Origin of the sequence: Streptomyces albus subsp. albus (genome assembly GCF_000725885.1) — a bacterium.
In the GTDB taxonomy this organism is placed as follows: domain Bacteria; phylum Actinomycetota; class Actinomycetes; order Streptomycetales; family Streptomycetaceae; genus Streptomyces; species Streptomyces albus.
Window position 1 is genome coordinate 207,823 of the sequence record NZ_JODR01000016.1, and the last position, 23,421, is coordinate 231,243.

Genomic DNA, 23,421 nt, shown 5'->3' on the forward strand with positions numbered 1-23,421 from the left:
GATGGCTAAGCAGATCAAGGGCGTCCTGGGCGAGAAGCTCGGCATGACCCAGGTCTGGGACGAGAACAACCGCGTCGTTCCCGTGACCGTCGTCAAGGCCGGGCCGAACGTCGTGACCCAGGTCCGCACCGCAGACAGGGACGGCTACGAGGCCGTCCAGATCGCCTTCGGCGAGATCGACCCGCGCAAGGTGAACAAGCCCCTCAAGGGCCACTTCGCCAAGGCCGACGTCACCCCCCGCCGCCACCTGGTGGAGATCCGCACCACCGACGCCTCCGAGTACACGCTCGGCCAGGAGCTCGGCGCGGACACCTTCGAGGCCGGCGTCAAGGTGGACGTCACCGGCAAGTCGAAGGGCAAGGGCTTCGCCGGCGGCATGAAGCGCCACGGCTTCCACGGCGGCAAGGCTTCGCACGGTGCGCATCGCGTGCACCGCAAGCCGGGCGCCATCGGTGGCTGCGCCACCCCGGGCCGTGTCTTCAAGGGCACCCGCATGGCCGGCCGGATGGGCAACGAGCGGGTCACCACCCAGAACCTGACCGTCCACGCCGTTGACGCGGAGAAGGGCCTGCTGCTCATCAAGGGCGCAGTCCCCGGTCCGAACGGCGGCCTCGTCCTGGTCCGTACCGCGGCCAAGGGGGCCTGAGGAACCGATGAGCACCATTGACATCCTTTCGCCGGCCGGCGAGAAGACCGGGACCGTCGAGCTCCCCGCGGAGATCTTCGACGCGCAGGTCAGCGTTCCGCTGATCCACCAGGTCGTCGTCGCCCAGCTGGCCGCTGCCCGTCAGGGCACGCACAAGACCAAGACCCGCGGCGAGGTCCGCGGCGGTGGCAAGAAGCCGTACCGCCAGAAGGGCACCGGCCGCGCCCGTCAGGGTTCGGTCCGCGCGCCGCAGTTCGCCGGCGGTGGCGTCGTGCACGGCCCCGTGCCGCGCGACTACTCGCAGCGGACCCCGAAGAAGATGAAGGCCGCCGCCCTGCGCGGTGCCCTCTCCGACCGGGCCCGCCACGGCCGCGTCCACGTCGTGTCCGGCGTGGTCGACGGCGAGGTCTCCACCAAGGCGGCCAAGGCGCTGCTCGGCAAGGTCAGCGACCGGAAGCACGTGCTCCTCGTCGCCGAGCGCAGTGACGAGAAGGCCTGGCTGTCCGCCCGCAACCTGCCCCAGGTCCACATCCTGGAGCCGGGCCAGCTGAACACCTACGACGTGCTCGTCTCCGACGACGTGGTCTTCACCCAGACCGCGCTGGAGTCCTTCGTTGCTGGCCCGAAGGCCCACACCGAAGGGAGCGACGCCTGATGGCTACGCGACACCCGAGCATCGCCTCCAAGGCAGCGAAGGCCGCGAAGGCCGCCCGCGTCGCCAAGGCTGCCCGCCGGGCCGCCGAGGGTCCGGGCCCGATCGCGCCCGCCGACCCGAGCAAGGTCTTCAGCGACCCGCGTGACCTGCTGATCCGGCCGGTCGTCTCGGAGAAGAGCTACGCGCTGCTCGACGAGAACAAGTACACGTTCATCGTGGACCCCCGCGCGAACAAGACCCAGATCAAGCAGGCCGTCGAAGAGGTCTTCTCGGTCAAGGTCGCCGGGGTCAACACGATCAACCGCCAGGGCAAGCGCAAGCGCACCCGCACCGGTTACGGCAAGCGCGCCGACACCAAGCGCGCCATCGTGACCCTTGTCGAGGGCGACCGAATCGACATCTTCGGCGGCCCGGCCTCCTGACGGAGGCGGGGACGTTCTGAAGTCCGGAATTTCCGAGGACTGAGAAATGGGTATCCGCAAGTACAAGCCGACGACTCCTGGCCGTCGTGGCGCCAGTGTCGCCGACTTCGTCGAGGTCACGCGGTCCACGCCGGAGAAGTCGCTGGTCCGCCCGCTGCACAGCAAGGGTGGCCGTAACAACGCCGGCCGTGTGACCGCCCGTCACCAGGGTGGTGGCCACAAGCGCGCCTACCGCGTGATCGACTTCCGTCGGCACGACAAGGACGGCGTGCCCGCGAAGGTCGCGCACATCGAGTACGACCCGAACCGCACCGCGCGCATCGCGCTGCTGCACTACGTGGACGGCGAGAAGCGCTACATCCTCGCCCCCCGCGGCATCCAGCAGGGCGACCGGATCGAGAACGGCCAGGGCGCCGACATCAAGCCGGGCAACAACCTGCCGCTGCGCTTCATCCCGGTCGGTACGACGATCCACGCGATCGAGCTGAAGCCGGGCGGCGGCGCCAAGTTCGCCCGCTCCGCCGGTGCTTCGGTGCAGCTGCTGGCGAAGGAGGGCCGCATGGCCCACCTGCGTATGCCGTCCGGTGAGATCCGGCTGGTCGACGTCCGCTGCCGCGCCACCGTCGGCGAGGTCGGCAACGCCGAGCAGTCGAACATCAACTGGGGCAAGGCCGGCCGTATGCGGTGGAAGGGCGTCCGCCCGACCGTCCGCGGTGTGGTCATGAACCCGATCGACCACCCGCACGGTGGTGGTGAGGGCCGTACCTCCGGTGGCCGCCACCCGGTTTCGCCGTGGGGTCAGAAGGAGGGCCGTACGCGCTCGCCGAAGAAGGCCAGCAACAAGTACATCGTCCGCCGCCGCAAGACGAACAAGAAGCGCTAGGAGGCGGGTTTTAGATGCCGCGCAGTCTCAAGAAGGGGCCCTTCGTCGACGACCACCTCGCCAAGAAGGTGGACGCGCAGAACGAAGCCGGCACCAAGAACGTCATCAAGACCTGGTCCCGCCGCTCGATGATCGTCCCGGCCATGCTGGGCCACACGATCGCGGTGCACGACGGCCGCAAGCACGTCCCGGTGTTCGTCACCGAGTCGATGGTCGGCCACAAGCTCGGCGAGTTCGCTCCGACCCGCACCTTCCGTGGCCACGTGAAGGAAGACCGCAAGTCGCGTCGCCGCTGAGCGGGTGTGTTGACCAATGACTGACACCGAAGGGACAACCATGGAAGCCAGGGCCTCCGCGCGCTACGTGCGCGTCACGCCCATGAAGGCCCGCCGGGTGGTGGACCTTGTCCGTGGCATGGACGCCACGGAGGCTCAGGCGGTCCTGCGTTTCGCCCCGCAGGCCGCGAGCGTGCCGGTGGGCAAGGTGCTTGACAGCGCCATCGCCAACGCCGCGCACAACTACGACCACACCGACGTCAACAGCCTCTACATCTCCGAGGCCTACGTTGACGAGGGCCCGACCCTGAAGCGGTTCCGGCCGCGCGCGCAGGGCCGCGCCTACCGGATCCGTAAGCGGACGAGCCACATCACCGTGGTCGTGAGCAGCAAGGAAGGAACCCGGTAATGGGCCAGAAGGTAAACCCGCACGGGTTCCGGCTCGGCGTCACCACCGACTTCAAGTCGCGCTGGTATGCCGACAAGCTCTACAAGGACTACGTCAAGGAAGACGTCGCCATCCGCCGCATGCTCACCCAGGGCATGGAGCGGGCCGGCATCTCCAAGGTGGAGATCGAGCGCACGCGTGACCGCGTCCGCGTCGATGTCCACACCGCCCGCCCGGGCATCGTCATCGGCCGCCGCGGCGCCGAGGCGGACCGGCTGCGCGGCAACCTGGAGAAGCTGACCGGCAAGCAGATCCAGTTCAACATCCTCGAGGTGAAGAACCCCGAGACGGACGCGCAGCTCGTGGCCCAGGCGGTCGCCGAGCAGCTGTCCTCCCGGGTCTCCTTCCGCCGCGCCATGCGCAAGAGCATGCAGACGGCGATGAAGGCCGGTGCCAAGGGCATCAAGATCCAGTGCGGCGGCCGTCTCGGCGGCGCCGAGATGTCGCGCTCGGAGTTCTACCGCGAGGGCCGGGTGCCGCTGCACACCCTGCGCGCCAACGTCGACTACGGCTTCTTCGAGGCCCGGACGACCTTCGGCCGCATCGGTGTGAAGGTGTGGATCTACAAGGGCGACGTCAAGAACATCGCTGAGGTGCGCGCCGAGAACGCCGCTGCCCGTGCCGGCAACCGTCCGTCGCGCGGCAACGACCGCCCGCGTCGGGGCGGCGAGCGTCGGGGCCGCAAGCCGCAGCAGAACCAGCAGGCCGAGGCTCCCAAGGCGGAGTCCGTCGCCCCCGCCGGTGCTGCTGCCGAGCCGAGCGCTTCTGGAAAGGAGAGCTGACCCATGCTGATCCCGCGCAGGGTCAAGCACCGTAAGCAGCACCACCCGAAGCGCAAGGGCATGGCCAAGGGTGGTACCGAGGTCGCGTTCGGCGAGTTCGGGATCCAGGCCGTCACCGGCGCGTATGTGACCAACCGGCAGATCGAGGCCGCTCGTATCTCCATGACGCGTCACATCAAGCGTGGTGGCAAGGTGTGGATCAACATCTACCCGGACCGCCCGCTGACCAAGAAGCCCGCCGAGACCCGCATGGGTTCCGGTAAGGGTTCGCCGGAGTGGTGGGTCGCGAACGTCAAGCCGGGGCGCGTGATGTTCGAGCTGTCCTACCCGAACGAGAAGATTGCTCGTGAGGCGCTCACCCGCGCTGCTCACAAGCTTCCGATGAAGTGCCGCATCGTGCGGCGCGAGGCAGGTGACGCGTGATGGCGGCCGGAACCAAGGCGTCCGAGCTGCGCGAGCTGGGCGACGAGGAGCTTGTCTCCAAGCTCCGCGAAGCCAAGGAAGAGCTGTTCAACCTCCGCTTCCAGGCGGCGACCGGGCAGCTTGAGAACCACGGCCGGCTCAAGGCCGTCCGCAAGGACATCGCCCGGATCTACACCCTGATGCGTGAGCGCGAGCTGGGCATCGAGACGGTGGAGAGCGCCTGATGAGCGAGACGAACGTGACTGAGAACAAGACGCAGCGCGGCTTCCGCAAGACCCGTGAGGGTCTGGTCGTCAGCGACAAGATGGACAAGACCGTCGTCGTCGCTGTCGAGGACCGCGTCAAGCACGCGCTGTACGGCAAGGTCATCCGCCGTACGAACAAGCTCAAGGCGCACGACGAGCAGAACGCTGCCGGTGTCGGCGACCGCGTCCTCCTGATGGAGACCCGGCCGCTGTCCGCCACCAAGCGCTGGCGCATCGTCGAGATCCTCGAGAAGGCCAAGTAACTCCTGGAGCCCGCCTTGGGCTCTCAGGTTCGTTCCGCCAGGCTCGGCAGGGACCGTGAGGTCCCTGCCGGGAACCGGCAGACATACAGGAGATAGACGTGATCCAGCAGGAGTCCCGGCTTCGCGTCGCCGACAACACGGGTGCCAAGGAGATCCTCACCATCCGTGTGCTCGGTGGCTCGGGCCGGCGCTACGCGGGCATCGGTGACGTCATTGTCGCTACCGTCAAGGACGCGATCCCCGGCGGGAACGTGAAGAAGGGCGACATCGTCAAGGCCGTCATCGTGCGCACCGTCAAGGAGCGCCGCCGCCCGGACGGCTCGTACATCCGGTTCGACGAAAACGCCGCCGTCATCCTCAAGAACGACGGCGACCCTCGCGGCACCCGCATCTTCGGCCCGGTCGGCCGCGAGCTGCGCGAGAAGAAGTTCATGAAGATCATCTCGCTCGCGCCGGAGGTGCTGTGACCATGAAGATCAAGAAGGGCGACCTGGTTCAGGTCATCACCGGCAAGGACAAGGGCAAGCAGGGCAAGGTCATCAAGGCCATGCCGCGCGAGGACCGGGTCCTGGTCGAGGGTGTCAACCGGGTCAAGAAGCACACCAAGGCCGGTCAGACGGCCCGCGGTTCGAAGACCGGCGGCATCGTGACGACCGAGGCCCCGATCCACGTCAGCAACGTTCAGCTGGTCGTGGAGAAGGACGGCAAGAAGGTCGTGACCCGCGTCGGGTACCGCTTCGACGAGGACGGCAACAAGATCCGCGTTGCCAAGCGGACCGGTGAGGACATCTGATGACTGCCACCACCACTCAGGCCCCGCGCCTGAAGCAGCGCTACCGCGAAGAGATCCAGGGCAAGCTGCAGGACGAGTTCTCCTACGACAACGTCATGCGGATCCCCGGTCTGACCAAGATCGTGGTCAACATGGGTGTGGGCGACGCCGCCCGCGACTCCAAGCTGATCGAGGGCGCCATCAAGGACCTCGCCACGATCACCGGCCAGAAGCCGGCCGTCACCAAGGCCCGCAAGTCCATCGCGCAGTTCAAGCTGCGTGAGGGTCAGCCGATCGGCGCCCACGTGACGCTGCGCGGCGACCGGATGTGGGAGTTCCTGGACCGCCTGCTGTCCCTCGCACTGCCGCGCATCCGCGACTTCCGCGGTCTGTCGCCCAAGCAGTTCGACGGACGGGGCAACTACACCTTCGGTCTCACGGAGCAGGTCATGTTCCACGAGATCGACCAGGACAAGATCGACCGGGTCCGGGGCATGGACATCACCGTGGTCACCACGGCGACCAACGACGACGAGGGCCGCGCCCTGCTTCGTCACCTCGGCTTCCCGTTCAAGGAGAACTGACCATGGCGAAGAAGGCTCTGATCTCCAAGGCCAGCCGCAAGCCGAAGTTCTCGGTGCGTGCCTACACGCGCTGCCAGCGCTGCGGCCGTCCCCACTCCGTCTACCGCAAGTTCGGCCTGTGCCGTGTGTGCCTCCGTGAGATGGCGCACCGCGGCGAGCTGCCGGGCGTGACCAAGAGCTCCTGGTAACCCTTTCGAGGGAATCCGGGATCTCTCGGTAAGCTGAAAAGTCGCTTACTACGCCGTAGGTCCCCCGCGACGCACCCGTCCCGTCGTCGGCCGTCAGGCCGGCGGACGGGGAGAGGGACGACGCATACAGGGAAACCCCGGCGAGAGAGGCCGAAGGCCATCACATGACCATGACCGATCCGATCGCAGACATGCTCACGCGTCTGCGGAACGCGAACTCGGCGTACCACGACACCGTGGAGATGCCGCACAGCAAGATCAAGTCGCACATCGCGGAGATCCTCCAGCAGGAGGGCTACATCACCGGCTGGAGGACCGAGGACGCCAAGGTCGGCAAGAACCTCGTCCTGGAGCTGAAGTTCGGCCCGAACCGCGAGCGCTCGATCGCCGGCATCAAGCGGATCTCGAAGCCGGGTCTGCGGGTCTACGCAAAGTCCACCAACCTGCCGAAGGTGCTCGGCGGCCTCGGCGTGGCCATCATCTCCACGTCGCACGGTCTGCTCACCGACAAGCAGGCGCAGAAGAAGGGCGTGGGCGGGGAAGTCCTCGCCTACGTCTGGTAACGGAAGGGAACGGAGGTAAAGCCATGTCGCGTATCGGCAAGCTCCCCATCCAGGTTCCCGCCGGTGTGGACGTCACCATCGATGGCCAGACGGTCGCGGTGAAGGGCCCCAAGGGCTCTCTCTCGCATACCGTTGCCGCGCCCATCGAGATCGCCAAGGGCGAGGACGGCGCGCTCGTCGTCACCCGCCCGAACGACGAGAGCCGGAACAAGGCCCTGCACGGTCTGTCCCGCACGCTGGTGGCGAACATGATCACTGGCGTGACCCAGGGATTCAGCAAGGACCTCGAAATCAGCGGTGTCGGCTACCGCGTCCAGGCCAAGGGCTCCAACCTGGAGTTCTCGCTGGGCTACAGCCACCCGATCCTGGTGGAGGCCCCCGAGGGGATCTCCTTCAAGGTCGAGTCCCCGACCAAGTTCACCGTCGAGGGCATCGACAAGCAGCGGGTCGGCGAGGTCGCCGCGAAGATCCGCAAGCTGCGGAGGCCCGACCCCTACAAGGCCAAGGGCGTGAAGTACGCGGGCGAGGTCATCCGCCGCAAGGTCGGAAAGGCTGGTAAGTAAGCCATGGCATACGGCGTGAAGATCGCTAAGGGCGACGCCTACAAGCGCGCCGCCGCCAAGCGCCGTCACATCCGCATCCGCAAGAAGGTCTCGGGTACCCCCGAGCGCCCCCGTCTTGTGGTGACGCGCACCAACCGCGGTATCACCGCCCAGGTGATCGACGACATCGCGGGCCACACGCTGGCCTCGGCGTCGCACCTGGACAGCTCCGTGCGCGGTGGCGAGGGCGACAAGAGCGAGAAGGCCAAGCAGGTCGGCGCCCTGGTCGCCGAGCGTGCCAAGGCCGCGGGTGTCGAGGCCGTCGTGTTCGACCGTGGTGGCAACAAGTACGCAGGGCGGATTGCCGCTCTGGCCGACGCCGCCCGCGAGGCCGGGCTCAAGTTCTGAGTACGGTCCTGCAAGCGGACGTTAAACGAGAGAGGTAATTCCAATGGCTGGACCCCAGCGCCGCGGTGGCGGCGCCGGTGGCGGCGAGCGGCGGGACCGTAAGGGCCGGGACGGCGGCGCTGCCGCCGAGAAGACCGCGTACGTTGAGCGCGTCGTCGCGATCAACCGTGTCGCCAAGGTTGTGAAGGGTGGTCGTCGCTTCAGCTTCACCGCGCTGGTCGTGGTGGGCGACGGTGACGGCACCGTGGGTGTCGGGTACGGCAAGGCCAAGGAGGTGCCGGCCGCCATCGCCAAGGGCGTTGAGGAGGCCAAGAAGCACTTCTTCAAGGTCCCGCGTATCCAGGGCACCATCCCGCACCCGATCCAGGGTGAGGAAGCCGCGGGTGTCGTGCTGCTCAAGCCGGCCTCGCCCGGTACCGGTGTGATCGCCGGTGGCCCGGTGCGCGCCGTGCTGGAGTGCGCGGGCATCCACGACGTGCTGAGCAAGTCGCTCGGCTCGTCGAACCCGATCAACATCGTGCACGCCACGGTGGCGGCGCTCCGCGGGCTCCAGCGCCCGGAGGAGATCGCGGCCCGCCGCGGCCTGCCGCTCGAGGACGTGGCTCCCGCTGCTCTGCTGCGGGCGCGTGCAGGGGTGAGCGCGTAATGGCTCGCCTGAAGATCACGCAGACCCGTTCCGTCATCGGGACCAAGCAGAACCACCGTGACACGCTGCGGACCCTCGGTCTCAAGCGCGTCAACGACGTGACCGTCCGCGAGGACAACGCCGTCGTGCGCGGTCAGGTGCACACCGTGCGCCACCTCGTGACGGTCGAGGAGGTCGACTGAGATGGCTGAGTCCTCGGCCAACCCCCTGAAGGTCCACAACCTCCGTCCGGCCCCGGGCGCCAAGACCGCCAAGACCCGCGTGGGTCGTGGTGAGGCGTCCAAGGGCAAGACGGCCGGTCGTGGTACGAAGGGCACCAAGGCCCGGTACCAGGTGCCGGAGCGCTTCGAGGGCGGGCAGATGCCGCTGCACATGCGGCTGCCCAAGCTCAAGGGCTTCAACAACCCGGCGCACAAGCAGTTCCAGGTGGTGAACCTGGACAAGCTGGCCGCGCTCTACCCCGAGGGTGGCGAGGTCACGGTGGCCGACCTGGTCGCCAAGGGCGCCGTCCGCAAGAACGAGCTGGTCAAGGTGCTCGGCTCCGGTGACATCTCGGTGGCGCTGACGGTGACCGTCGACAAGGTCTCCGGCTCCGCCAAGGAGAAGATCACCGCCGCCGGCGGCACCGTCACCGAACTCCTCTGAGTTCGTTGAACAGGTGAACCACAGGCCGGGGATGTCCCAATGGGGCATCCCCGGCTGGCTGTTTGCACAGCTGGTCGTTTCTAGGTGGCCGAGTCGCCGGTAAGGTGGCACCACCGTTGATATCTGTCGATCCTCAAGACCGTCACCTCTCGCGCCACTAGATCGCGGGGGGCGCAGGAGGCACCGTGCTCACCGCGTTCGCCCGGGCGTTCCAGACGCCCGACCTGCGCAAGAAGCTGCTCTTCACGCTCGGCATCATGGTGCTCTTCCGGATCGGAGCGCACGTCCCGGTGCCGGGCGTCAGCTATGAGAACGTCCAAGCCTGTATGGACGAGGCCAAGGGCGCGCAGGGCCTCTTCGGCCTGGTCAACATGTTCAGCGGCGGTGCGCTGCTCCAGATCACCATCTTCGCGCTCGGGATCATGCCGTACATCACGGCGAGCATCATCCTGCAGCTGCTGGTCGTGGTCATTCCGCGCCTGGAGGCGCTGAAGAAGGAGGGCCAGACGGGGCAGGCGAAGATCACGCAGTACACGCGTTATCTGACCGTCGCACTCGCCATCCTCCAGGCCACCGGCCTGGTCGCCACCGCCCGCAGCGGCAGCCTTTTCCAGAACTGCAGCGTCGCGAGCCAGATCATTCCTGACCAGTCCATCTTCACCACCATCGTGATGGTCGTCACGATGACCGCCGGCACCGGCCTCATCATGTGGCTGGGCGAGCTGATCACCGACCGCGGTATCGGCAACGGCATGTCGATCCTCATGTTCGTCTCCATCGCGGCCGGATTCCCCGGGGCCCTGTGGGCCATCAAGAAGCAGGGCAAGCTGGCCGACGGCTGGATCGAATTCGGCGCCGTCATCGTCTGCGGTCTCGCGATGGTCGCCCTGGTGGTCTTCGTCGAGCAGGCCCAGCGCCGTATTCCCGTGCAGTACGCGAAGCGGATGATCGGGCGGCGCAGTTATGGCGGAACCTCGACCTACATTCCGCTGAAGGTCAACCAGGCAGGTGTGATTCCTGTCATCTTCGCTTCGTCGCTGCTGTACATTCCGGCGCTGATCGTGCAGTTCAGCGGGTCGCAGGCGGGCTGGGCGCAGTGGATTCAGGCCCACTTCGTCAAGGGTGACCACCCGATCTACATCGCGACCTATTTCCTGCTGATTGTCTTTTTCGCCTTCTTCTATGTGGCCATCTCCTTCAACCCCGAAGAAGTGTCCGACAACATGAAGAAGTATGGTGGCTTCATCCCGGGCATCCGGGCTGGTCGTCCCACCGCGGAGTACCTGAGCTACGTGCTGAACCGCATCACGTGGCCCGGCTCTCTGTACCTGGGTCTGATCGCACTGGTGCCGACCGTCGCGCTGATCATGTTCAACGCCAACCAGAACTTCCCGTTCGGCGGCACGAGCATCCTGATCATCGTGGGCGTCGGTCTCGAGACCGTGAAGCAGATCGAGAGCCAGCTTCAGCAGCGCCATTACGAAGGGTTCCTCCGCTGATGCGTATCGTCCTCGTCGGACCGCCGGGTGCGGGCAAGGGAACGCAGGCGGCGTTCCTCGCCAAGAATCTCGCGATCCCGCACATCGCCACCGGTGATCTCTTCCGCGCCAACATGAGCCAGGGCACCGACCTGGGCCGTAAGGCGAAGGAATACATGAGCGCCGGTCAGCTGGTGCCGGACGAGATCACCATCGGCATGGCCAAGGACCGCATGGCCCAGCCCGACGCGGCGAACGGGTTCCTGCTCGACGGGTTCCCCCGGAACATCGCGCAGGCCCAGGCCCTGGACGCCTACCTGGACGAGACCGGCCGGCAGCTCGACGCCGTGCTCGACCTGGAGGTCCCCGAGGACGAGGTCGTCCGGCGGATCGCCGGGCGGCGCATCTGCCGCAACGACAGCAGCCACGTCTTCCACGTCGAGTACAAGGCCCCCGCGACCGAGGGCGTCTGCGACGTGTGCGGCGGCGAGCTGTACCAGCGTGAGGACGACCGCGAGGAGACCGTCCGCAAGCGGCTGGAGGTCTACCACAGCGAGACCGAGCCGATCATCGACCACTACAAGGCGCAGGGGCTCGTGACGACCATCTCCGCGCTGGGTGCGGTCGAGGAGGTCACCGAGCGGGCGATGAACGCCCTCAAGCGCGACTGAACACCGGGCGGCGGCCGAAGGCCGCGTCCCGGTGCGGCGGACCGGTCCCGGGTGCGGTGACCGGTCACGCGGCGGCCTTTCCGATGCGGGGGCCGGGCTGATGCCCGGCCCCCGCATCGCGCGCCGGGCCCCGGCGCGGCCCCCGGCCCCCCGAGGGGCTGGCAGACTTGGAGGGGCAGCTATCGGTGAGGTGCCGGCGAGGGTCGCCGGTGAGGGAAGGCGGATGTCGTCATGGTGGAGATCAAGACCCCGGAGCAGATCGCGAAGATGCGCGAGGCGGGGCTGGTCGTCGCCGCGATGCACGAGGCGTGCGCCGCCGCGGCCGTTCCCGGAGCCACCACCAAGGACCTGGACGACGTCGCCGCGAAGGTGCTGGCCGAGCACGGCGCGAAGCCGAACTTCCTGGGCTACGGGGGCTTCCCCGGCAACATCTGCACCTCCGTCAACGACGTGGTCGTCCACGGCATCCCCAGCAAGGACACCGTGCTCAAGGCCGGTGACCTGCTCTCCATCGACGCGGGCGCCATCGTCGACGGCTGGCACGGCGACGCCGCGCTGACCGTCTTCGTCGGCGAGGGCCACTCCGCCGAGCTGCACGAGCTGAGCCGGGTCACCGAGGAGTCCATGTGGGCGGGGATCGCCGCCATGCGCAAGGGCAACCGACTGGTGGACATCTCCAAGGCCATCGAGAGCTACATCCGGCGGCAGCCCAGGCCCGCGGGCGGCAAGTACGGGATCATCGAGGACTACGGCGGCCACGGCATCGGCACCCAGATGCACATGGAGCCGCACCTGCTGAACTACGTCGAGCGCCGGCGCGGCAAGGGCCCGAAGCTGGTGCCGGGCATGTGCCTGGCGATCGAGCCGATGGTGAGCCTGGGGACGGCTCGCACGCATGTCCTGTCGGACGACTGGACGGTCAAGACGAACGACGGCACCTGGTCCTCCCACTGGGAGCACTCCGTGGCCCTCACCGAGCAGGGCCCGCTGGTGCTCACCGCGCGGGACGGCGGCCGGGCCAAGCTGGCGGAGCTCGGCATCCAGGCGGCGCCCGACCCGCTCGGCTGAGACGCGGCTCACATCGCGGCATCCCCGCGCCCGAGCGGACGGCGGGGGAATAAAGATCTCCCGGATAGGGGATACTCCCCGGATTCGCCATGCGGGGCGCGGTGTCGTAGACTGGCTCGTCGGCCCAGGTGTACCCGTATGCCACTCGGGATATCAGGGCCTCCCAGGTAGCCGATCCCGGAAGGTGAAGCGCTCAAGCATGGCCAAAAAACAAGGGGCCATCGAGATCGAGGGCACCGTCGTCGAGTCTCTCCCGAACGCGATGTTCAAGGTGGAGCTCCAGAACGGGCACCAGGTCCTCGCGCACATCAGCGGCAAGATGCGGATGCACTACATCCGTATCCTTCCCGACGACAGGGTCGTGGTGGAGCTGTCTCCGTACGACCTGACGCGCGGACGGATCGTCTACCGCTACAAGTAGATCGACAGATCGTGCCGGTTTCCCCGCCCCCGTGGGGAGAAGGCCTGACCCGGAGAACCTCAACACCATGAAGGTCAAGCCGAGCGTCAAGAAGATCTGCGACAAGTGCAAGGTGATCCGCCGCCACGGCCGGGTCATGGTCATTTGCGAGAACCTGCGCCACAAGCAGCGCCAGGGCTGACACAAGCGACCTGCCTTTTCGCAGTTCCTTCGCGCGACGCGAGCAACAGTCACATAAGCAGGGCCCGACACCGCCCACGGTGTCGACACCCCCGGTCGGAGGCCGGGGACCCTCTCGTTCCACGAGACGGGAGCGGCACTGCTGCAGACCTCCGACGAAACATCAGGAGCCACATTCATGGCACGCCTCGCTGGCGTCGACCTCCCGCGCGAGAAGCGCGTCGAGGTCGCCCTCACCTACGTCTTCGGCATCGGTCGCACCCTTGCCAGGCAGACCCTCGCGGAGACCGGGGTCAACCCGGACACCCGCGTCCGGGACCTGGCCGAGGAGGAGCTGGTCAAGCTCCGCGAGTACGTGGACAACAACCTGCGGGTCGAGGGTGACCTCCGCCGTGAGATCCAGGCCGACATCCGCCGCAAGGTCGAGATCGGCTGCTACGAGGGTCTGCGCCACCGGCGCGGTCTCCCGGTCCACGGCCAGCGCACGAAGACCAACGCCCGCACCCGTAAGGGCCCGCGTCGCGCCATCGCCGGCAAGAAGAAGCCGGGCAAGAAGTAGTCCGCACCGGACACGCTGCAAGCGGTCCGCGTTGTAGGACCGACCACCTCACGGGAGTTTCCATATGCCTCCGAAGGGCCGTACGGCCGGCGCCAAGAAGGTGCGCCGCAAGGAGAAGAAGAACGTCGCCCACGGGCACGCTCACATCAAGAGCACGTTCAACAACACCATCGTCTCGATCACCGACCCCACCGGCAACGTGATCTCCTGGGCCTCGGCCGGCCACGTCGGCTTCAAGGGCTCGCGGAAGTCGACGCCGTTCGCCGCGCAGATGGCCGCCGAGAACGCGGCGCGCCGCGCGCAGGAGCACGGCATGCGCAAGGTGGACGTCTTCGTCAAGGGTCCGGGCTCCGGCCGCGAGACCGCGATCCGCTCGCTCCAGGCCACCGGCCTGGAGGTCGGCTCCATCCAGGACGTCACGCCCACCCCGCACAACGGCTGCCGCCCGCCGAAGCGTCGCCGGGTCTGAGACTGAAGTAGGAGATCACCAGAACTATGGCGCGTTACACCGGGGCCGACTGCAAGCGTTGCCGTCGGGAGAAGCAGAAGCTCTTCCTCAAGGGAGCTAAGTGCGAGAGCGCTAAGTGCCCGATCGAGATCCGTCCTTACCCCCCGGGTGAGCACGGGCGCGGGCGCACCAAGGACTCCGAGTACCTGCTGCAGAAGCGTGAGAAGCAGAAGGCCGCCCGTATCTACGGCGTGCTGGAGAAGCAGTTCCGCGGGTACTACAACGAGGCCAACCGGATGCAGGGCAAGACGGGTGACAACCTGCTGCGCATCCTGGAGACCCGACTGGACAACGTCGTGTACCGGGCCGGCTTCGCCAAGTCCCGCGACCACGCCCGCCAGCTGGTCAAGCACGGTCACATCACGCTGAACGGTCGCAAGACCGACATCCCCTCGGCGCGGGTGTCCGTGAACGACATCATCGAGGTCCGCGAGTCCTCCCGCAGCCTGACCCCCTTCCAGGTGGCGGCTGCGGAGGCCGGCGAGAAGACGGTTCCGGCGTGGCTGGAGGCCATCCCGTCGAAGCTGCGGATCCTCGTCCACTCGCTGCCCGAGCGCCAGGTGATCGACACCCAGGTGCAGGAGCAGCTGATCGTCGAGCTGTACTCGAAGTAATTCGGGTGATCGTCGGGCGGTGCCCGCGGCTTCCCCCTCGGGGGTGGTCGGGGCGCCGTCCGGGACATGAGGGGCGGGCGGTTCCGGCGGGTTTCCGCCGGGCCGCCCGTACCCTTGCAGTACCGGCATCAAATAGCGGTTGCCGAAAACTGGAGGCACATATCCCATGCTGATCGCTCAGCGTCCCTCTCTGACCGAAGAGGTCGTCGACGAGTTCCGCTCGCGGTTCGTGATCGAACCGCTGGAGCCGGGCTTCGGCTACACCCTCGGTAACTCTCTCCGTCGTACGCTCCTCTCCTCGATCCCCGGCGCTGCGGTGACCAGCATCCGGATCGACGGCGTGCTGCACGAGTTCTCCACCGTGCCGGGCGTCAAGGAGGACGTGACCGACCTCATCCTCAACATCAAGTCCCTCGTCGTCTCCTCGGAGCACGACGAGCCGGTCGTGATGTACCTGCGCAAGCAGGGCCCGGGCCTGGTCACCGCCGCGGACATCGCGCCGCCGGCCGGTGTCGAGGTGCACAACCCGGACCTCGTCCTGGCGACGCTGAACGCCAAGGGCAAGCTGGAGATGGAGCTGACCGTCGAGCGCGGTCGCGGCTACGTCTCCGCCGTCCAGAACAAGCAAATGGGCCAGGAGATCGGGCGCATCCCGGTCGACTCCATCTACTCGCCGGTCCTCAAGGTGACCTACAAGGTCGAGGCCACCCGTGTCGAGCAGCGCACCGACTTCGACAAGCTGATCGTCGACGTCGAGACCAAGCAGGCCATGCGTCCGCGTGACGCGATGGCCTCGGCCGGCAAGACCCTGGTCGAGCTGTTCGGGCTGGCCCGCGAGCTCAACGTCGACGCCGAGGGCATCGACATGGGCCCGTCACCGACGGACGCCGCGCTCGCCGCGGACCTGGCGCTGCCGATCGAGGAGCTGGAGCTGACGGTCCGCTCCTACAACTGCCTCAAGCGCGAGGGCATCCACTCGGTGGGCGAGCTGGTGGCCCGTTCCGAGGCGGACCTGCTGGACATCCGCAACTTCGGTGCGAAGTCCATCGACGAGGTCAAGGCGAAGCTGGCCGGCATGGGCCTGGCCCTCAAGGACAGCCCGCCCGGATTCGACCCGACCGCCGCCGCCGACGCCTTCGGCGCGGAGGACGACACGGACGCCGGGTTCGTGGAGACCGAGCAGTACTGAGGGGCCGCCCCTCGCTGCCGTGGGGGAGCCGCGGGCCGGCTGCGGCCGGCCGTGCGGCTCCCCGCGCCCCTTTCGGGGCACCCCGCGCCGCACGGGCGCGGGGCCGACTCCCCGGTACCTGATACGGCCGGGACTGCCGCCGGTGCCTGATACGGCCGGCGCAGGGACAACGAAGGAGAAGCACCATGCCGAAGCCCACCAAGGGTCCCCGTCTGGGCGGCAGCGCCTCGCACCAGAAGGCGATGCTGGGCAACCTGGCGACCGCGCTGTTCGAGCACGGCCGCATCACGACGACCGAGGCGAAGGCCCGCCGCCTGCGTCCGGTCGCCGAGCGCCTGATCACCAAGGCGAAGAAGGGTGACCTGCACAACCGTCGTCAGGTCATGCGCACCATCCTCGACAAGGGCGTCGTGCACACCCTCTTCACCGAGATCGGCCCGCGGTACGAGAACCGCCCCGGCGGTTACACCCGCATCACCAAGATCGGTCCGCGTCGTGGCGACAACGCCCCGATGGCGGTCATCGAGCTGGTCGAGCCGCTGACGGTGCAGCAGGCCGCGGTCGGTGAGGCCGAGGCCGCCACCAAGCGCGCCGCGAAGGACGCCGCCGGTGACGAGGCTGCCGCCGACCTGAAGAAGGACGCGGCGGACGCCGAGGCCGAGGGCGAGGGCGAGTCCAAGGACGCCTGACGTCCCGACGAAGCCGGTGAGGGCCCGCTCCCGTACAGGGGGCGGGCCCTTGCGCTTGTCCGGGCCGCAGGCCCCGGCCCACCGCCTGTGGGCACCGGCCGCGGGCCCGGCGGGAGCGGTGGCGGGGGATGAGAGGATCGAGGGCGTGAACGACGTGCGAGTGCGGCTGGACTTGGCCTACGACGGGCGGGATTTCTCCGGGTGGGCCCGGCAGCGGGAGGGCCGGCGGACCGTTCAGGGGGAGATCGAGGACGCGCTCCGCGTCGTACTGCGGCTGGAGACGACGCCGCAGCTGACGGTCGCCGGCCGTACCGACGCCGGCGTGCACGCGCGCGGCCAGGTGGCGCACGTGGACCTGCCCGGCGAGGTGTGGTCCGCACACGGCGAGCACCTGCTGCGCAGGCTGGCGGGGCGGCTCCCGATGGACGTCCGCATCCTGCGCGTCAGCGAGGCCCCGCCGCACTTCGACGCCCGGTTCTCGGCGATCTGGCGGCGCTACGCCTACCGGGTCACCGACCATCCGGGCGGTGCCGACCCGCTGCTGCGCGGACATGTGCTGTGGCACAACTGGCCGCTGGACGTGGACGCCATGAACGAGGCGGCGCGCGGCCTGCTGGGCGAGCACGACTTCGCCGCGTACTGCAAGAAGCGGGAGGGCGCCACGACGATCCGCACCCTGCAACGGCTGGAGTGGGTGCGCCGCGCGGACGGCATCCTGGAGGCGACGGTGCAGGCGGACGCGTTCTGCCACAACATGGTCCGCTCGCTGGTGGGGGCGATGCTGTTCGTCGGGGACGGGCACCGTCCGGTGGAGTGGCCGGCGAAGGTGCTGGCGGCGGGCGTACGGGACTCGGCCGTCCATGTCGTACGCCCGCACGGGCTCACCCTGGAAGAGGTCGCCTATCCGCCCGCCGACCAGCTGGAGGCCCGCAACCGCGCCTCGCGCACCAAGCGCACCCTGCCGCCGCTGCCGGGCTGCTGCTGACCGTCGCCCAGGCCGGCCGGTGCCCGAGCGCTCGCGGCTCAGCTGAGGGGGACGGGCCCGTCGTCCTGGCCGGCCCGGCGCGGTGCGGGCGCGCTCATGGCGTCGCCGGCGGCGTCCGGCTTGCCGAGGTTCTGTTTGACCGTGTCGAGGATGGTCAGCCCCTGGCTGACCAGGCCTGCTGCGACCTCGCCGAGCCCGTCGGCGCCGTTGAGGACGTTGACGTTGGCCTGGGAGAGCCCGGCCGCCGCCTCCTTGACGATCTGCGGGAGCTGGTCGATCAGCAACTGGTCGAGGGCGACCCTGCCGTGCGAGGCCGCGGCCTCGGCCTGGATCTTCATGCGCTCGGCCTCGGCGAGTGCGACGAGCTTGATCCGCTCGGCCTCCGCCTCGGCGGGCTTGACGACCTCGGCCACCAGTTCCTGCTGCCGCAACTCCGCTGCGCGTTCGGCCAGTTCCGTCTGCGCGGCCAGCACCTCCCGCTGGGCATGGGCCTGGGCCAGCGGGCCGGCCTGCGCCGACTTGGCCTGGGCGCGGTCCACCTCGGCCTTGTACTCGGCCTGCACGATGGCGGTCTGGCGTTCGAACTCGGCCTGGTTGCGGGCCGCCTCCTGCTGGGCCTCGACCGACGCCTGGGTGGCCTGCGCCTCGGCGATCTTGGCCTGCCGCTGGATGGCCGCCTTGTGCGGTGCGGACATCGCCTCGATGTAGCCGGTGTCGCCGTCGTCGATGGACTGGATCTGGAGCGAGTCGACGATCAGCCCGATCTTGCCCATCTCCGTCTTCGACGTCTCCAGCACCTCGGTGGCCAGCTTCTGCCGCTCCGTGACGATCTCCTCGACAGTCATCGAGCCGATGATGGCCCGCAGATGCCCGGAGAAGATCCGCCCCGTCAACACGGACATCTGCTCCTGCTCGGAGAGGAAGCGCTGTCCCGCGTTGACGATGCTCTCGTCGTCGTTGCCGACCTTGAAGGCGATCACCGCGCGGACGGTCAGCACGATGCCCTGCCGGGTCACGCACTTCTCGACGACCTCCGCCTCGCGCATCGCCAGAGTGAGGAAGCGGACCTTGCGGAAGACGGGCAGCACGAACTTGCCGTGCCCGGTCACCACACGGAACGGTGCGCCCTTCAGCCCCCTCCTGCCGCCCGAGATGAGCATCGCCTCGTCGGGCGCGGGAACGCGATATCCGAACATCCGTCGACTCCTCGTCTGCTGGCCGAAGCGGGGGCGTTCACAGGTCCACCGGGTCGTGCCACGCGCTCACATCGACCTGGCGGGTGCCGCGGGACTCGATCACCAGGACGGTCGCCCCGGCCGGCAGCGGCTCGGGCGACCAGGCGAGGAACGTCTCGGAGCCGCCGCGCACCCGTACCAGCACCTCGCCCGGCCCGGCGGCCCCGCGGGTGCCGATGACCAGTACGCCCACGCACCCGATGACGGCCTCGTCCGACACCGCCGCTCCCCCTTCTCCCGGGCCGTGTGCCCGGGCCCCCTCCGGGACACTAGCGCCGCGCGCGTAGGGGGCCGCCTGCCCGGACGACTTCGTTACGGGCTTGTCGTCCTCAGGACCGGGCTGTCGCAAGGGAGCCTGTGGCGGGCGGGGGCGGGGGCGGGGGCGGGGGCGGGGGCTGCCGGACGCGGACGGCGCGGTGCGGGATGTCCGCGCCGCGCCGCCGGGACGCCGGATGTCAGTCGCCCTGCGGGGCCTTCGCCGCCTGCGAGGACTGGGCACGGCCACGTTGCAGTATGCGCGCGTACGCGTAGTTGGAGCCGTCCAGCGCGGCCTGCTGGGCCTTCGTGTCGCCGGCTCCGGACGCCTGGCCGTTGGTGCGGCCCGCGATGGTGAAGTAGGCGTAGCGGCCCAGCGAGTTCGCGGTGGTGCGGCAGGTGACGGTGCGGCAGAAGTCGGGCACGCCGCCGCCGGGCAGGGCGACGAGGTTGGGCTGGTACTCGGACTTGACCTTCGCGGCCGTCCGGGCGTCCTCGAAGGCGGCGATGCCCACCGTGACCGCCAGCCCGTCGCGGGTGTAGGTGGCGCGGTAGAGCGCCTCGCACCGGTGGCGGGTCAGCACGGGGCCCAGGCCGGCGTGCGCGGCCTCGGCGCAGTTCTTGCTGGTGTCCGTCCGGGCCAGCTTGTAGGGGCGGCCGTTGACGGTGACCTTCTTGCTCGGGTAGAGCGTGCTCGCGCTGAGCGGGGCCTTGTCGCGTGAGCGGTCGGAGATGAAGTCCCGCGGCGGCGGGGGAGGGGGCGGGTCGTCCTTGAAGGTGGGCGACGGCTCGCCGCTGTCCTCCGGGATGCTCTCCGAGGGCGGCAGGGAGGCGGACGGCTTGTCGGAGGCGCCCTGCGAGCCGCCCTCGTTGACGACGGCCACCGCGACGATGCCCGCGACGGCCGCCGTCGCCAGGGCACCTCCGCCCGCCATCAGCCAGCGGCGGCGCCGGGCACGACGGCGCTCGGTCTGTTCGGCGAGCGCCGCCCAGTCGGGTGTCGGTCCTGTGGAATGCGAGCCGTCCCAGCCGGAGCCGCCCTGGGACCCCCACCCGGGTCCCCCCTGCCCAAAGCTCATGGGCGCATCCTATTGCGGGCGGCGGCGGGCCGGATATTCGCTTGGTGCAGGCGTCGTCGGACCGTGACAATCCCGTCCATGGGACATGTCGAGGCCGCACACCTCGTGTACCACCTGCCCGACGGCCGGCCGCTCTTCGACGATGTGTCGCTGCGGGTGGGCGAGGGCGCCTCGGTGGCGCTGGTGGGTGCGAACGGGGCGGGCAAGACGACACTGCTGCGGCTGATCGCCGGTGAGCTGAAACCCGACGGCGGCACCGTGACGGCCGGCGGCGGACTGGGGGTGATGCCGCAGTTCGTCGGCAGCGTCCGGGACGACACCACAGTGCGGGACCTGCTGGTGTCCGTGGCCCATCCGCGCATCCGGGCGGCGGCCCGTGCGGTGGACGAGGCCGAGCTGGCAGTCATGACGGTGGACGACGAGGCCGCGCAGCTGAAGTACGCGCAGGCCCTCGCCGACTGGGCGGAGGCGCGCGGCTACGAGGCCGAGACGCTGTGGGACATGTGCACGGTCGCCGCACTCGGCGTCCCCTACGAGAAGGCCCAGTGGCGGCAGGTGCGCACCCTCTCCGGCGGGGAGCAGAAACGGCTGGTGCTGGAGTCGCTGCTGCGCGGCACCGACGAGGTGCTGCTGCTGGACGAGCCGGACAACTACCTCGACGTGCCCGGCAAGCGGTGGCTGGAGGAGCGGCTGCGCGAGACGGCCAAGACGGTGCTGTTCATCTCGCACGACCGGGAGCTGCTGGCGCGGGCCGCCGACCGGATCATCAGTGTCGAGCCGGGCGCGGCCGGCAGTGACGTATGGGTGCACGGCGGCGGGTTCGCCACCTACCACCAGGCGCGCAAGGAACGGTTCGCCCGCTTCGAGGAACTGCGGCGGCGCTGGGACGAGGAGCACGCGAAGCTCAAACGGCTGGTCGCCATGTACAAGCAGAAGGCGGCCTTCAACTCCGACATGGCCTCCCGGCTCCAGGCCGCCCGTACCCGGTTGCAGAGGTTCGAGGAGGCGGGCCCGCCGCTGGAGCCGCCCCGCGAGCAGGACATCAGGATGCGGCTGCGCGGCGGCCGGACGGGGGTGCGGGCCGTCACCTGCCAGGGGCTGGAGCTGACGGGGCTGATGCGCCCCTTCGATCTGGAGATCTTCTACGGGGAGCGGGTCGCCGTCCTCGGGTCCAACGGTTCGGGCAAGTCCCACTTCCTGCGGCTCCTGGCCGGTGGTGACGTCGCCCACAGCGGCAGCTGGAAGCTGGGCGCCCGCGTCGTGCCCGGACACTTCGCGCAGACCCACGCCCATCCCGAGCTGGAGGGCCGGACCCTGGTGGACATCCTGTGGACGGAGCACGCGCGTGACCGGGGCGCCGCCATGTCCGCGCTCCGCCGCTACGAGCTGACCCGCCAGGCGCAGCTGCCCTTCGACCGGCTCTCCGGCGGCCAGCAGGCCCGGTTCCAGATCCTGCTGCTGGAGCTGGCCGGTGCCACCGCGCTGCTGCTGGACGAGCCCACGGACAACCTGGACCTGGAGTCCGCCGAGGCGCTCCAGGAGGGCCTGGAGGCGTTCGAGGGGACGGTGCTGGCGGTCACCCACGACCGCTGGTTCGCGCGCGGTTTCGACCGGTTCCTGGTCTTCGGTGCCGACGGCCGGGTACGGGAGGCGCCGGAGCCCGTGTGGGACGAGGCGCGGGTGGTCCGGAAGCGGTGACGAGAGGCCCGGTGCCTCCTGTGCCGGTGCGCCGGGAACGGGAGGGGGACCGGAGACCGAGGGCCTGTTTTGACCCTGACGGGGGAGGGTCGGTATTCTGCTGGATCGTTGTGTGTATTGGCTTGCCTGTTCTCACGTGGGGGGCTATACACCGGCCTACCGGTCGATGACCAGCGATCATGTGTGGATGCGTCACCGCATGTGATCTCGCCTGTCGTGATCTGCCTGGTTGGCCCTTTGTCAGGACCCAATCACTGATAGAAGCGAAGGCTACGACCGTGCGTACGTACAGCCCCAAGCCCGGCGACATCCAGCGCCAGTGGCACGTCATCGACGCCCAGGACGTCGTCCTCGGCCGTCTGGCCTCCCAGGCCGCCATTCTCCTGCGGGGTAAGCACAAGCCGACCTACGCGCCTCACGTCGACACCGGTGACTTCGTCATCATCGTCAACGCCGACAAGGTGCACCTGTCCGGCAACAAGCGGACCCAGAAGATGGCCTACCGCCACTCCGGCTACCCGGGCGGTCTGCGGTCCGTCCGCTACGACGAGCTGCTGGCCACGCGGCCGGAGAAGGCGGTGGAGAAGGCCGTCAAGGGCATGCTCCCCAAGAACTCCCTGGGCCGTCAGATGCTCTCGAAGCTGAAGGTCTACGCGGGCGACCAGCACCCCCACGGTGCGCAGCAGCCCGTGCCGTTCGAGATCAGCCAGGTCGCGCAGTAAGTCCGGCCACCACCTAAGACTGAAGAAAAGCTGAGGAGAATCGTGGCCGAGACCACCGCTGAGATCCCCGTCGAGGGTGTCGAGGAGTACACCACCGAGACCCCCGAGGCCCCTCAGGAGTACACCTCCGAGTCCCTGGCCTCCCGCTTCGGCGAGCCGCAGCCGGCCGCCGGCACGGGTCGCCGCAAGAACGCCATCGCCCGTGTCCGCATCATCCCGGGCACCGGCCAGTGGAAGATCAACGGTCGCACCCTGGAGGGCTACTTCCCCAACAAGGTGCACCAGCAGGAAGTCAACGAGCCCTTCAAGGTGCTCGAGCTGGAGGACCGCTACGACGTCGTCGCCCGCATCTCCGGCGGCGGCATCTCGGGCCAGGCGGGCGCCCTGCGCCTGGGCGTGGCCCGCGCGCTGAACGAGGCGGACGTGGACAACAACCGCGGCCCGCTCAAGAAGGCCGGGTTCCTCACGCGTGACGCCCGCGCGGTCGAGCGCAAGAAGGCCGGTCTCAAGAAGGCCCGCAAGGGCACGCAGTACAGCAAGCGCTGACCCGGCGCTCGCTGGAGCTGGAGCCTTTCCGGATGCCCCGTCGGCACCGCCCACCGGTGCCGGCGGGGCATCCGTCGTTCGGCGGCGTGTCCGGTGGGGCATCCGGCCTTCCGGTGGCGCCGCCGCGCCGTCAC

The 23,421-nt window shown here is 68.8% G+C and carries 37 protein-coding genes; 34 read left to right on the forward strand and 3 right to left on the reverse strand.

From position 1 onward, the window contains the following. Window position 1 precedes the first annotated feature (1 nt). The 31 genes from rplC (at window position 2) to truA (ending at window position 17,752) form a co-directional block, all read left to right on the forward strand. Window positions 2-646, forward strand: a complete 645-nt coding sequence (gene rplC, locus IO40_RS0119150; RefSeq protein ID WP_016473428.1) for a 50S ribosomal protein L3 — start codon at window positions 2-4, stop codon at window positions 644-646. 7 nt (window positions 647-653) lie between these two features. Next, complete coding sequence (rplD, locus tag IO40_RS0119155; protein ID WP_016473427.1) at window positions 654-1,301, forward strand: 50S ribosomal protein L4; 648 nt, start codon at window positions 654-656, stop codon at window positions 1,299-1,301. Beyond that, entirely contained in the window at window positions 1,301-1,723 is a 423-nt protein-coding gene (rplW, locus tag IO40_RS0119160; protein ID WP_016473426.1) for a 50S ribosomal protein L23, read from the forward strand. The genes rplD and rplW overlap by 1 nt, the downstream gene beginning before the upstream one ends. A gap of 46 nt (window positions 1,724-1,769) precedes the next feature. After that, window positions 1,770-2,606, forward strand: coding sequence for a 50S ribosomal protein L2 (gene rplB, locus IO40_RS0119165; protein ID WP_016473425.1), 837 nt, complete (start codon window positions 1,770-1,772; stop codon window positions 2,604-2,606). Between the two features lie 14 nt (window positions 2,607-2,620). Then, window positions 2,621-2,902, forward strand: a complete 282-nt coding sequence (rpsS, locus tag IO40_RS0119170) for a 30S ribosomal protein S19 (RefSeq protein ID WP_016473424.1) — start codon at window positions 2,621-2,623, stop codon at window positions 2,900-2,902. A 40-nt stretch (window positions 2,903-2,942) separates the two neighbouring features. Beyond that, complete coding sequence (gene rplV / locus IO40_RS0119175; protein WP_016473423.1) at window positions 2,943-3,290, forward strand: 50S ribosomal protein L22; 348 nt, start codon at window positions 2,943-2,945, stop codon at window positions 3,288-3,290. Continuing rightward, window positions 3,290-4,111: a 30S ribosomal protein S3 gene (gene rpsC, locus IO40_RS0119180; RefSeq protein WP_016473422.1), complete on the forward strand. Its 822-nt coding sequence runs from the start codon at window positions 3,290-3,292 to the stop codon at window positions 4,109-4,111. Before rplV ends, rpsC begins: the two co-directional genes overlap by 1 nt. A gap of 3 nt (window positions 4,112-4,114) precedes the next feature. After that, window positions 4,115-4,534, forward strand: a complete 420-nt coding sequence (gene rplP / locus IO40_RS0119185; RefSeq protein WP_016473421.1) for a 50S ribosomal protein L16 — start codon at window positions 4,115-4,117, stop codon at window positions 4,532-4,534. Beyond that, window positions 4,534-4,758 carry a 50S ribosomal protein L29 gene (rpmC, locus tag IO40_RS0119190; protein WP_016473420.1) on the forward strand — a complete coding sequence of 75 codons (225 nt, stop codon included), beginning with the start codon at window positions 4,534-4,536 and terminating at the stop codon, window positions 4,756-4,758. The genes rplP and rpmC overlap by 1 nt, the downstream gene beginning before the upstream one ends. Continuing rightward, window positions 4,758-5,042 carry a 30S ribosomal protein S17 gene (rpsQ, locus tag IO40_RS0119195; RefSeq protein ID WP_016473419.1) on the forward strand — a complete coding sequence of 95 codons (285 nt, stop codon included), beginning with the start codon at window positions 4,758-4,760 and terminating at the stop codon, window positions 5,040-5,042. The genes rpmC and rpsQ overlap by 1 nt, the downstream gene beginning before the upstream one ends. Before the next feature lie 98 nt (window positions 5,043-5,140). Then, on the forward strand, window positions 5,141-5,509 hold the full coding sequence (rplN, locus tag IO40_RS0119200) for a 50S ribosomal protein L14 (protein ID WP_016473418.1): 369 nt from the start codon (window positions 5,141-5,143) through the stop codon (window positions 5,507-5,509). A gap of 2 nt (window positions 5,510-5,511) precedes the next feature. Next, window positions 5,512-5,835 (forward strand): 50S ribosomal protein L24, encoded by a 324-nt coding sequence (gene rplX, locus IO40_RS0119205; RefSeq protein WP_016473417.1) that lies wholly within the window; start codon window positions 5,512-5,514, stop codon window positions 5,833-5,835. After that, window positions 5,835-6,398 (forward strand): 50S ribosomal protein L5, encoded by a 564-nt coding sequence (gene rplE / locus IO40_RS0119210; RefSeq protein ID WP_016473416.1) that lies wholly within the window; start codon window positions 5,835-5,837, stop codon window positions 6,396-6,398. Before rplX ends, rplE begins: the two co-directional genes overlap by 1 nt. A gap of 2 nt (window positions 6,399-6,400) precedes the next feature. After that, the gene (locus IO40_RS0119215) at window positions 6,401-6,586 is read left to right on the forward strand and encodes a type Z 30S ribosomal protein S14 (RefSeq protein WP_016473415.1); all 186 of its coding nucleotides are present in this window, start codon (window positions 6,401-6,403) and stop codon (window positions 6,584-6,586) included. A 164-nt stretch (window positions 6,587-6,750) separates the two neighbouring features. Further along, window positions 6,751-7,149: a 30S ribosomal protein S8 gene (rpsH, locus tag IO40_RS0119220; RefSeq protein ID WP_016473414.1), complete on the forward strand. Its 399-nt coding sequence runs from the start codon at window positions 6,751-6,753 to the stop codon at window positions 7,147-7,149. A gap of 23 nt (window positions 7,150-7,172) precedes the next feature. Next, window positions 7,173-7,712 (forward strand): 50S ribosomal protein L6, encoded by a 540-nt coding sequence (gene rplF, locus IO40_RS0119225; RefSeq protein ID WP_016473413.1) that lies wholly within the window; start codon window positions 7,173-7,175, stop codon window positions 7,710-7,712. A gap of 3 nt (window positions 7,713-7,715) precedes the next feature. Beyond that, complete coding sequence (gene rplR, locus IO40_RS0119230; RefSeq protein WP_016473412.1) at window positions 7,716-8,099, forward strand: 50S ribosomal protein L18; 384 nt, start codon at window positions 7,716-7,718, stop codon at window positions 8,097-8,099. A gap of 43 nt (window positions 8,100-8,142) precedes the next feature. After that, window positions 8,143-8,745, forward strand: coding sequence for a 30S ribosomal protein S5 (rpsE, locus tag IO40_RS0119235; RefSeq protein WP_016473411.1), 603 nt, complete (start codon window positions 8,143-8,145; stop codon window positions 8,743-8,745). Then, window positions 8,745-8,927, forward strand: a complete 183-nt coding sequence (gene rpmD, locus IO40_RS0119240) for a 50S ribosomal protein L30 (protein WP_016473410.1) — start codon at window positions 8,745-8,747, stop codon at window positions 8,925-8,927. Before rpsE ends, rpmD begins: the two co-directional genes overlap by 1 nt. A gap of 1 nt (window position 8,928) precedes the next feature. Next, the gene (rplO, locus tag IO40_RS0119245) at window positions 8,929-9,390 is read left to right on the forward strand and encodes a 50S ribosomal protein L15 (protein WP_016473409.1); all 462 of its coding nucleotides are present in this window, start codon (window positions 8,929-8,931) and stop codon (window positions 9,388-9,390) included. 185 nt (window positions 9,391-9,575) lie between these two features. Further along, complete coding sequence (secY, locus tag IO40_RS0119250; RefSeq protein WP_016473408.1) at window positions 9,576-10,889, forward strand: preprotein translocase subunit SecY; 1,314 nt, start codon at window positions 9,576-9,578, stop codon at window positions 10,887-10,889. Next, window positions 10,889-11,539: an adenylate kinase gene (locus tag IO40_RS0119255; protein ID WP_016473407.1), complete on the forward strand. Its 651-nt coding sequence runs from the start codon at window positions 10,889-10,891 to the stop codon at window positions 11,537-11,539. Before secY ends, IO40_RS0119255 begins: the two co-directional genes overlap by 1 nt. A gap of 231 nt (window positions 11,540-11,770) precedes the next feature. Then, window positions 11,771-12,607 (forward strand): type I methionyl aminopeptidase, encoded by an 837-nt coding sequence (gene map / locus IO40_RS0119260; protein WP_016473406.1) that lies wholly within the window; start codon window positions 11,771-11,773, stop codon window positions 12,605-12,607. A gap of 199 nt (window positions 12,608-12,806) precedes the next feature. Further along, the gene (gene infA / locus IO40_RS0119265; RefSeq protein ID WP_003948620.1) at window positions 12,807-13,028 is read left to right on the forward strand and encodes a translation initiation factor IF-1; all 222 of its coding nucleotides are present in this window, start codon (window positions 12,807-12,809) and stop codon (window positions 13,026-13,028) included. Between the two features lie 67 nt (window positions 13,029-13,095). After that, on the forward strand, window positions 13,096-13,209 hold the full coding sequence (gene rpmJ, locus IO40_RS0119270) for a 50S ribosomal protein L36 (protein WP_009740505.1): 114 nt from the start codon (window positions 13,096-13,098) through the stop codon (window positions 13,207-13,209). Between the two features lie 177 nt (window positions 13,210-13,386). Beyond that, the gene (gene rpsM, locus IO40_RS0119275) at window positions 13,387-13,767 is read left to right on the forward strand and encodes a 30S ribosomal protein S13 (protein WP_016473405.1); all 381 of its coding nucleotides are present in this window, start codon (window positions 13,387-13,389) and stop codon (window positions 13,765-13,767) included. 64 nt (window positions 13,768-13,831) lie between these two features. After that, window positions 13,832-14,236, forward strand: coding sequence for a 30S ribosomal protein S11 (gene rpsK, locus IO40_RS0119280; RefSeq protein ID WP_016473404.1), 405 nt, complete (start codon window positions 13,832-13,834; stop codon window positions 14,234-14,236). A gap of 26 nt (window positions 14,237-14,262) precedes the next feature. Continuing rightward, window positions 14,263-14,889: a 30S ribosomal protein S4 gene (gene rpsD, locus IO40_RS0119285; protein ID WP_016473403.1), complete on the forward strand. Its 627-nt coding sequence runs from the start codon at window positions 14,263-14,265 to the stop codon at window positions 14,887-14,889. A 166-nt stretch (window positions 14,890-15,055) separates the two neighbouring features. After that, entirely contained in the window at window positions 15,056-16,078 is a 1,023-nt protein-coding gene (locus IO40_RS0119290) for a DNA-directed RNA polymerase subunit alpha (RefSeq protein WP_016473402.1), read from the forward strand. A 185-nt stretch (window positions 16,079-16,263) separates the two neighbouring features. Next, window positions 16,264-16,767: a 50S ribosomal protein L17 gene (gene rplQ / locus IO40_RS0119295; RefSeq protein WP_016473401.1), complete on the forward strand. Its 504-nt coding sequence runs from the start codon at window positions 16,264-16,266 to the stop codon at window positions 16,765-16,767. A 136-nt stretch (window positions 16,768-16,903) separates the two neighbouring features. Next, on the forward strand, window positions 16,904-17,752 hold the full coding sequence (gene truA / locus IO40_RS0119300) for a tRNA pseudouridine(38-40) synthase TruA (protein ID WP_106963971.1): 849 nt from the start codon (window positions 16,904-16,906) through the stop codon (window positions 17,750-17,752). A gap of 38 nt (window positions 17,753-17,790) precedes the next feature. On the opposite strand, the gene IO40_RS0119305 is transcribed toward truA, so the two are convergent. The 3 genes from IO40_RS0119305 to IO40_RS0119315 all read right to left on the reverse strand — a co-directional run bounded on the left by IO40_RS0119305 (window position 17,791) and on the right by IO40_RS0119315 (window position 20,321). Continuing rightward, window positions 17,791-18,948, reverse strand: coding sequence for a flotillin family protein (locus IO40_RS0119305; protein ID WP_016473399.1), 1,158 nt, complete (start codon window positions 18,946-18,948; stop codon window positions 17,791-17,793). Window positions 18,949-18,985: 37 nt separating this feature from the next. Continuing rightward, window positions 18,986-19,207, reverse strand: a complete 222-nt coding sequence (locus tag IO40_RS0119310; protein WP_016473398.1) for a hypothetical protein — start codon at window positions 19,205-19,207, stop codon at window positions 18,986-18,988. Between the two features lie 235 nt (window positions 19,208-19,442). Beyond that, a complete protein-coding gene (locus tag IO40_RS0119315) occupies window positions 19,443-20,321 on the reverse strand; it encodes a hypothetical protein (protein ID WP_016473397.1) in 879 nt (292 codons plus the stop codon). Window positions 20,322-20,399: 78 nt separating this feature from the next. On the opposite strand from IO40_RS0119315, the gene IO40_RS0119320 reads away from it, so the two are divergent. The 3 genes from IO40_RS0119320 to rpsI all read left to right on the forward strand — a co-directional run bounded on the left by IO40_RS0119320 (window position 20,400) and on the right by rpsI (window position 23,287). Next, window positions 20,400-22,019, forward strand: coding sequence for an ABC-F family ATP-binding cassette domain-containing protein (locus IO40_RS0119320; protein WP_030407379.1), 1,620 nt, complete (start codon window positions 20,400-20,402; stop codon window positions 22,017-22,019). A gap of 278 nt (window positions 22,020-22,297) precedes the next feature. Further along, window positions 22,298-22,741 (forward strand): 50S ribosomal protein L13, encoded by a 444-nt coding sequence (gene rplM, locus IO40_RS0119325; protein ID WP_016473395.1) that lies wholly within the window; start codon window positions 22,298-22,300, stop codon window positions 22,739-22,741. A 42-nt stretch (window positions 22,742-22,783) separates the two neighbouring features. Continuing rightward, window positions 22,784-23,287, forward strand: coding sequence for a 30S ribosomal protein S9 (gene rpsI / locus IO40_RS0119330; RefSeq protein WP_016473394.1), 504 nt, complete (start codon window positions 22,784-22,786; stop codon window positions 23,285-23,287). The last annotated feature ends 134 nt before the right edge of the window (window positions 23,288-23,421 follow it).

Coding starts and splice junctions, on each gene's coding strand:
- rplC (WP_016473428.1), top strand. CDS start 2: ATGGCTAAGCAGATCAAGGGCGTCCTGGGCGAGAAGCTCGGCATGACC.
- IO40_RS0119305 (WP_016473399.1), bottom strand. CDS start 18,948: ATGTTCGGATATCGCGTTCCCGCGCCCGACGAGGCGATGCTCATCTCG.
- map (WP_016473406.1), top strand. CDS start 11,771: ATGGTGGAGATCAAGACCCCGGAGCAGATCGCGAAGATGCGCGAGGCG.
- rpsH (WP_016473414.1), top strand. CDS start 6,751: ATGACCATGACCGATCCGATCGCAGACATGCTCACGCGTCTGCGGAAC.
- rpsS (WP_016473424.1), top strand. CDS start 2,621: ATGCCGCGCAGTCTCAAGAAGGGGCCCTTCGTCGACGACCACCTCGCC.
- rpsC (WP_016473422.1), top strand. CDS start 3,290: ATGGGCCAGAAGGTAAACCCGCACGGGTTCCGGCTCGGCGTCACCACC.
- rpmC (WP_016473420.1), top strand. CDS start 4,534: ATGGCGGCCGGAACCAAGGCGTCCGAGCTGCGCGAGCTGGGCGACGAG.
- rpmJ (WP_009740505.1), top strand. CDS start 13,096: ATGAAGGTCAAGCCGAGCGTCAAGAAGATCTGCGACAAGTGCAAGGTG.
- IO40_RS0119255 (WP_016473407.1), top strand. CDS start 10,889: ATGCGTATCGTCCTCGTCGGACCGCCGGGTGCGGGCAAGGGAACGCAG.
- rpsE (WP_016473411.1), top strand. CDS start 8,143: ATGGCTGGACCCCAGCGCCGCGGTGGCGGCGCCGGTGGCGGCGAGCGG.
- rplQ (WP_016473401.1), top strand. CDS start 16,264: ATGCCGAAGCCCACCAAGGGTCCCCGTCTGGGCGGCAGCGCCTCGCAC.
- rplR (WP_016473412.1), top strand. CDS start 7,716: ATGGCATACGGCGTGAAGATCGCTAAGGGCGACGCCTACAAGCGCGCC.
- rplE (WP_016473416.1), top strand. CDS start 5,835: ATGACTGCCACCACCACTCAGGCCCCGCGCCTGAAGCAGCGCTACCGC.
- rpsK (WP_016473404.1), top strand. CDS start 13,832: ATGCCTCCGAAGGGCCGTACGGCCGGCGCCAAGAAGGTGCGCCGCAAG.
- rplP (WP_016473421.1), top strand. CDS start 4,115: ATGCTGATCCCGCGCAGGGTCAAGCACCGTAAGCAGCACCACCCGAAG.
- rplW (WP_016473426.1), top strand. CDS start 1,301: ATGGCTACGCGACACCCGAGCATCGCCTCCAAGGCAGCGAAGGCCGCG.
- rplB (WP_016473425.1), top strand. CDS start 1,770: ATGGGTATCCGCAAGTACAAGCCGACGACTCCTGGCCGTCGTGGCGCC.
- IO40_RS0119290 (WP_016473402.1), top strand. CDS start 15,056: ATGCTGATCGCTCAGCGTCCCTCTCTGACCGAAGAGGTCGTCGACGAG.
- IO40_RS0119215 (WP_016473415.1), top strand. CDS start 6,401: ATGGCGAAGAAGGCTCTGATCTCCAAGGCCAGCCGCAAGCCGAAGTTC.
- IO40_RS0119320 (WP_030407379.1), top strand. CDS start 20,400: ATGGGACATGTCGAGGCCGCACACCTCGTGTACCACCTGCCCGACGGC.
- rplF (WP_016473413.1), top strand. CDS start 7,173: ATGTCGCGTATCGGCAAGCTCCCCATCCAGGTTCCCGCCGGTGTGGAC.
- rpsM (WP_016473405.1), top strand. CDS start 13,387: ATGGCACGCCTCGCTGGCGTCGACCTCCCGCGCGAGAAGCGCGTCGAG.
- rplX (WP_016473417.1), top strand. CDS start 5,512: ATGAAGATCAAGAAGGGCGACCTGGTTCAGGTCATCACCGGCAAGGAC.
- rplV (WP_016473423.1), top strand. CDS start 2,943: ATGGAAGCCAGGGCCTCCGCGCGCTACGTGCGCGTCACGCCCATGAAG.
- rpsQ (WP_016473419.1), top strand. CDS start 4,758: ATGAGCGAGACGAACGTGACTGAGAACAAGACGCAGCGCGGCTTCCGC.
- rpmD (WP_016473410.1), top strand. CDS start 8,745: ATGGCTCGCCTGAAGATCACGCAGACCCGTTCCGTCATCGGGACCAAG.
- rplO (WP_016473409.1), top strand. CDS start 8,929: ATGGCTGAGTCCTCGGCCAACCCCCTGAAGGTCCACAACCTCCGTCCG.
- IO40_RS0119315 (WP_016473397.1), bottom strand. CDS start 20,321: ATGAGCTTTGGGCAGGGGGGACCCGGGTGGGGGTCCCAGGGCGGCTCC.
- rpsD (WP_016473403.1), top strand. CDS start 14,263: ATGGCGCGTTACACCGGGGCCGACTGCAAGCGTTGCCGTCGGGAGAAG.
- rplD (WP_016473427.1), top strand. CDS start 654: ATGAGCACCATTGACATCCTTTCGCCGGCCGGCGAGAAGACCGGGACC.
- infA (WP_003948620.1), top strand. CDS start 12,807: ATGGCCAAAAAACAAGGGGCCATCGAGATCGAGGGCACCGTCGTCGAG.